This window comes from Synechococcus sp. BA-120 BA3, from assembly GCF_034931285.1.
Lineage (GTDB): Bacteria > Cyanobacteriota > Cyanobacteriia > PCC-6307 > Cyanobiaceae > Cyanobium.
The window spans coordinates 1-4,953 of sequence record NZ_JAYGHZ010000365.1 but is presented as its reverse complement, the minus strand read 5'-3'; the positions used below and the strand labels follow the sequence as shown (position 1 = coordinate 4,953).

The 4,953-nt window shown below is 70.1% G+C and carries 9 protein-coding genes and 1 tRNA gene; 5 read left to right on the top strand and 5 right to left on the bottom strand.

Features of this window, described 5'->3' with window-relative positions:
• Positions 1-376: cobalt-precorrin-5B (C(1))-methyltransferase (locus VB737_RS14985; protein WP_500314135.1), on the bottom strand; the 376-nt coding region annotated here is incomplete at its 3' end.
• A gap of 131 nt (positions 377-507) precedes the next feature.
• On the opposite strand from VB737_RS14985, the gene VB737_RS14980 reads away from it, so the two are divergent.
• A complete protein-coding gene (locus VB737_RS14980) occupies positions 508-1,659 on the top strand; it encodes a pyridoxal-phosphate-dependent aminotransferase family protein (protein ID WP_500314133.1) in 1,152 nt (383 codons plus the stop codon).
• Between the two features lie 130 nt (positions 1,660-1,789).
• A tRNA-Gly gene (locus VB737_RS14975) sits at positions 1,790-1,861 on the top strand.
• Positions 1,862-1,983: 122 nt separating this feature from the next.
• On the opposite strand, the gene VB737_RS14970 is transcribed toward VB737_RS14975, so the two are convergent.
• The 3 genes from VB737_RS14970 to VB737_RS14960 form a co-directional block, all read right to left on the bottom strand.
• Entirely contained in the window at positions 1,984-2,307 is a 324-nt protein-coding gene (locus tag VB737_RS14970) for a hypothetical protein (RefSeq protein ID WP_500314131.1), read from the bottom strand.
• Positions 2,308-2,445: 138 nt separating this feature from the next.
• On the bottom strand, positions 2,446-2,697 hold the full coding sequence (locus VB737_RS14965) for a DUF8683 family protein (protein WP_500314129.1): 252 nt from the start codon (positions 2,695-2,697) through the stop codon (positions 2,446-2,448).
• A 48-nt stretch (positions 2,698-2,745) separates the two neighbouring features.
• Positions 2,746-3,030: a hypothetical protein gene (locus tag VB737_RS14960; RefSeq protein ID WP_500314127.1), complete on the bottom strand. Its 285-nt coding sequence runs from the start codon at positions 3,028-3,030 to the stop codon at positions 2,746-2,748.
• Between VB737_RS14960 and VB737_RS14955 the strand changes: the two genes are divergently transcribed.
• From VB737_RS14955 to VB737_RS14945, 3 genes are all read left to right on the top strand, one after another.
• Positions 2,969-3,664 carry an AbrB family transcriptional regulator gene (locus VB737_RS14955; RefSeq protein ID WP_500314125.1) on the top strand — a complete coding sequence of 232 codons (696 nt, stop codon included), beginning with the start codon at positions 2,969-2,971 and terminating at the stop codon, positions 3,662-3,664. The two genes, VB737_RS14960 and VB737_RS14955, sit on opposite strands and share 62 nt — an antisense overlap.
• Positions 3,665-3,727: 63 nt before the next feature.
• A complete protein-coding gene (locus tag VB737_RS14950) occupies positions 3,728-4,180 on the top strand; it encodes a DUF6554 family protein (protein WP_500314123.1) in 453 nt (150 codons plus the stop codon).
• The gene (locus tag VB737_RS14945) at positions 4,164-4,565 is read left to right on the top strand and encodes a hypothetical protein (protein ID WP_500314121.1); all 402 of its coding nucleotides are present in this window, start codon (positions 4,164-4,166) and stop codon (positions 4,563-4,565) included. Before VB737_RS14950 ends, VB737_RS14945 begins: the two co-directional genes overlap by 17 nt.
• A gap of 15 nt (positions 4,566-4,580) precedes the next feature.
• Here VB737_RS14945 and VB737_RS14940 read toward each other — a convergent pair.
• The coding region (locus VB737_RS14940; RefSeq protein ID WP_500314119.1) for a C-terminal helicase domain-containing protein at positions 4,581-4,953 on the bottom strand (373 nt) is incomplete at its 5' end.

Genomic DNA, 4,953 nt, shown 5'->3' with positions numbered 1-4,953 from the left:
GCCCCAGACGGCGGCCGTCAGGCACCAGGGGCCGCAGGTTGGCCTCCAGCAGGCGCCGGGCATAGGCCGAGAGGCAGGCCTCCCCGGTCGCCGCGTGGACCCCCACCCCCTCGCCGGGCTCCAGCTGCAGCCAGGGCCCGTCGCCGGGGAGCCAGCGGGCCAGCACCCACACCACCAGGCCGCGGGTGAGGTCGAGCCCCTCGCCCGGATCACAGCAGCTCTCCCCCAGGGCCAGCCCCTCGCCCAGGCCCGCAGCGGCCCGCACCGGAACCGGCACCACCCCCGGCGGCTGCAGCAGTTCCAGGGCCACCGAGGCGTTGAACGGCTCCCCCTGCAGGGACCCGAGGGCGGCGCGGGCCGCGGCCGCCAGCCACACCGGCAGGGTGAATCCCCGCGGGGGCGCGGAGGGGGGGCGCAGGGAATCGATGGCGAGCGGGAACGCTGTTTTTTATGGTGGTCGATCGCCTCGCCTCCGCCAGGCCCGCGCCCCTTCCCTCCCCACAGCTCATGCAGGACAAGCTCACTCTGATGATCCCCGGCCCCACCCCGGTGCCGGAGACCGTCCTGCAGGCCATGGCCCGCCATCCGATCGGCCACCGCAGCGGCGATTTCCAGAAGATCGTGCGCCGCACCACCGAGCAGCTGCAGTGGCTGCACCAGACCAAGGGCCATGTGCTGGTGCTGACCGGCAGCGGCACCGCGGCGATGGAGGCGGCGATCGTCAACACCCTCAGCCGCGGCGACAAGGTGCTCTGCGGCGACAACGGCAAGTTCGGCGAACGCTGGGTGAAGGTGGCGAAGGCCTACGGGCTGACCGTGGAGGTGATCAAGGCGGAATGGGGCCAGCCCCTCGACCCGGAGGCCTTCCGCGCCGCCCTCGAGGCCGACACCGCCAAGGAGATCCGGGGCGTGATCCTCACCCACTCGGAAACCTCCACCGGGGTGATCAACGACCTGCAGGCCATCGCCGGCCATGTGAAGGCCCACGGCACGGCCCTCACCATCGCCGACTGCGTCACCAGCCTCGGGGCCTGTGACGTGCCCATGGATGAGTGGGGCGTGGACGTGGTGGGCTCCGGCTCCCAGAAGGGCTACATGATGCCGCCGGGCCTGAGCTTCGTGGCCATGGGCGAGCGGGCCTGGACGGCCTACGAACGCTCCGATCTGCCGAAGTTCTATCTGGATCTGGGCAAGTACCGCAAGGCGGCCGACGACGACAGCAACCCCTTCACCCCGGCGATCAACCTCTACTTCGCCCTCGAGGCCGCCCTGGGGATGATGCAGAAGGAGGGCCTGGAGGCGATCTTCGCCCGCCACGACCGCCATCGCCGGGCCACCCAGGCGGCGATGAAGGCCATCGGCCTGCCCCTGTATGCGGCCGAGGGTCACGGCAGCCCGGCGATCACGGCGGTGGCGCCGGAGGGGATCGATGCCGAGGCCCTGCGCAAGCAGGTGAAGGAGCGGTTCGACATCCTGCTGGCCGGCGGCCAGGACCACCTCAAGGGCAAGGTGTTCCGCATCGGCCACCTGGGCTTCGTCTGCGACCGCGACGTGCTCACCGCCGTGGCGGCGATCGAGGCCACCCTGCAGGGCCTGGGCCTGGCCAAGGCGCCGATCGGCGCCGGCGTGGCGGCGGCGGCGGTGGAGCTGGCCGCCTGAACGGCGGCCTGACCAGTCCCAGTCCTTGGAGCAGGCGGCTCCCGCCAAGTCCTGACAAGGATTCAGCAAGGCTACGGGCACCCGGAGGGCGTCCGTAGCCTTGCTAGTGTGACCGAGCGCGTGAAGAAACGCGGGTGTAATTCAGTGGTAGAATGTCAGCTTCCCAAGCTGAACGTCGCCGGTTCGAATCCGGTCACCCGCTTGATCAACATGTCCCGGACGTCATGCCGCAGGCTGGACGTCACACGGTGCTGAATTCGTTGAACCCTCGATTTGGGCCAGAAACGGTGGGCAGCACCTTGCAAACCCAACCAGCAGTGGGAATCAGGAGCGCGGCTTGATCAGCTGCAGCACCTGAAGACCAAGGCCGCCTGCGCGCCGCTCGCAGTCAAGGGCCTGAAGAATGGCCCGGGCCGACGCCTCAAAATCCCCCTCGCTGGCCGCTACCTGCGCCTGCTCATTGAGTGAGGCCGCCTGCAGCAACAGGCGCTGGCGCGCCCCAGGATCGGACAGCGGCGACACGCTGGACCTCGGACGTACGGGCGTCTCAAGCGTCAAGGTGACGGGGGCGGGTGGACTGGCAACGATCATGACCGGCGAGGACTTCGCAGCTTCGAAAACATGCAAAAAGGGTCTGTCGGCAATCAACAGCCCTTTTCTGTTTACATCTTAGGTCAGAACATAACAGCCTGTACCGCATGGGCGGAAGACAGGGGGAAAAGAGATGATCAGCCATTCACTGGATCGGCTGGCTTGAACCGCCGCCTGTCGGCGGGGCCCACCGGCTCAGGTGCCCGGCTCCTCCTGGTTGCCGCCCAGGGCGGCGATCTGGGAGCGCAGCTGGTCGGAACGCTGGAGGTCACCCCGGGTGAGGGCGACGGCGAGGGCGAATTCGAGCTTCTCGAGCTGGTGATCGCCCTCCACCTGGGAATGGGTGCGGAGCTTGCAGTGGGGAGCCGGGCTGGAGCCGCGTGGAGTGACACCCTGCCCGTGAAGAGCGCCGGAGGATGCCTGATAAGGGGAAGTGGGGAAGGCCATGACCCGCTTTCTTTTTATTTTGACACCCTTGGCCAGAGGACCGTGCCCTCAGGCGGCGTTGGGATAGCCGACGTCCTCCTGGCTTTCGAACGCGGGGGACGGCTCGGAGGCGACGTCGATCTCCAGCAGATGGCGGCAGTCCTGCAGCAGACGCTCGACGTTGTCAAGGCTGGCCAGCTCCTGGGGGTCCGGCCTGGCCTGGCTGGAGGCCTGCAGTTCCACCGCCGCCAGCCGCTGCTCCAGGGTCACCAGCCGCTGGGAGAGGGCATGGATGGTTTCGGCGAGATCTTCGGCATTGCGGCTGATGCGGAACGACACCGAGGCGGGAGCCATGGCGGGGGAAGCGACGGGGCTGTGCCGCATGACAACACACCCGGAGCACCCCCTCAAGCACCTGTGGCGCGGATCTCCCAGAGTGGGCCCTGCTGATCGGGCTCCACGTCGGATGAACCATGCCTGGCATCTGCTGATGTACGCGCTGGCCGGGCTCGCCGGCGGCCTGCTGGCCCTGCGCACCGGCATCCCGGCGGCCCCCCTGGCCGGAGCGTTGCTGGGGGCCGCCCTGGTCAGCGTGACGGGACGGCTGGAGGTGGCCCAGTGGCCGGTCGGCACCCGCACCCTCCTGGAAATCGGCATCGGCACGGTGATCGGCACGGGCCTCACCGGCACGGCCCTGCTGGAACTGCGCCAGCTGTGGCGACCCGCCCTGCTGATCACGGTCACCCTGGTGCTCACCGGCCTGGTGGTGGGGCTCGGATGCAGTCGGCTGATGGGCGTCAATCCCGTGGTGGCCCTGCTGGGGGCGGCCCCGGGGGGCATCAGCGGCATGAGCCTGGTGGGTGCGGAGTTCGGCGTCGGGGCGGCCGTGGCCACCCTGCACGCCGTGCGCCTGATCACGGTGCTGGTGATCCTGCCGCTGGTGGTGCGGCTGGTGTTACCGGCGACCGCCACCCCACCGGGCGGCTGACCACCCTGGACAGCGCCGCAGGGGTCGATACGTTGGGCCACCTCGTTCTTCCCTTCCGGTCCGATGGCCACACGCCACTCTCTCTCTCACCGACTGGGCCCGATCGTCCTGGCGGCGGCGGCCGTCCTGCTGGCCGGCGCCGGCACCGCCCAGAGCGCCCGGGCCGGCAATGACATCGATGGCCCCGGGGGCAAGGGGGCCCAGGTGTACTGCTTCATGCGCAACAACGGCAACGTCCACGATGTGAGCTGGAACGCCGCCTACGCCCTGATCAAGCGCCAGAGCGCCGGTCTGTTCAAGACCTCCCCCGAGCACGCCGCCGTGATGATCACCGAGGCCGTGGTTCAGAACCCCGGCACCTTTCCCGATTGCGGCCGCTTCCTGGGCGAACTGTTTGCGCCGCGCACCGCCGGCAGCACCGCAGCCAGCCCGGAACCCGGCCCCACCTCCATCTCGGTCGTCGGCGGTGGTAAGGCTGGTGGCAGCGGCATGACCCGGAGTGAGCGTTACAACTGAGCGGGCCCGCCTGCAACCTGCCATCGGTCCCCTGGGGCTGCTGCTGGTCGTGCTGCTGGGCGGCTGTGCCGAGGAGCCCCTGCCCCAGCGGCCGATCACCCGGGAGGACTGCCTGCGGACCGTGAAGCTGGAGGACCTGCCCGGGGCCCTGCGCCAGTGCGACCGGGTGGTGGCGGCCTTCCCGAAGGATCCGGGGCCGCTCAACGAACGCTTCCTGCTGCACACCCTGGCCGGCAACACCACCGCGGCCTGCCGAGACATCGCCCGGGCCACGGTGCTGGCCGCCGCGGTACCGAAGGACAAGCTCGATCCGATCCTGCGCCAGGACCTGGAGGTGAGACAGAAGAGCTGCGCCGACGACGCCCCCGCCCGTCCGGGGGGCTGAGGGCCCGGCAGCGGCTCAGCCGCTCTCGAGCCACTGGCGCACCAGCGCCGGCAGGGCCCGCTGGCGACGCAGGCTGTCCTGGCCCTGCAGCAGCAGGGAGATCCGCTCGGCCTTGCTGGCGATCAGGTCGTCCACCAGCCGGTCGGCCACACCCAGCTGCAGCCAGTGGCTGGTGAGCGCGGCCCCCATGCCGATGCGGTGGCAGCGGTCCTCGGCCTGCTCGGCGTCGCCCGGGGTCCAGGGCCGCTCCACCAGCACCACATGCCGGGCCCGGTGCAGGGTGAAGCCGAGGCCGCCGGTGCCGTAGGTGGCGATCAGCACCGGGGAGCGGCCCGACTGAAAGGCATCCACCAGCGTCTGCCGGCGCGGCGGCGGCACGGCGCCCACC

What these genes read in the sequence shown, in the direction of transcription:
- VB737_RS14980 (WP_500314133.1), top strand. Translation starts at nt 508, where the DNA reads ATGCAGGACAAGCTCACTCTGATGATCCCCGGCCCCACCCCGGTGCCG.
- VB737_RS14965 (WP_500314129.1), bottom strand. Translation starts at nt 2,697, where the DNA reads ATGGCCTTCCCCACTTCCCCTTATCAGGCATCCTCCGGCGCTCTTCAC.
- VB737_RS14955 (WP_500314125.1), top strand. Translation starts at nt 2,969, where the DNA reads ATGGTTTCGGCGAGATCTTCGGCATTGCGGCTGATGCGGAACGACACC.
- VB737_RS14960 (WP_500314127.1), bottom strand. Translation starts at nt 3,030, where the DNA reads ATGGCTCCCGCCTCGGTGTCGTTCCGCATCAGCCGCAATGCCGAAGAT.
- VB737_RS14950 (WP_500314123.1), top strand. Translation starts at nt 3,728, where the DNA reads ATGGCCACACGCCACTCTCTCTCTCACCGACTGGGCCCGATCGTCCTG.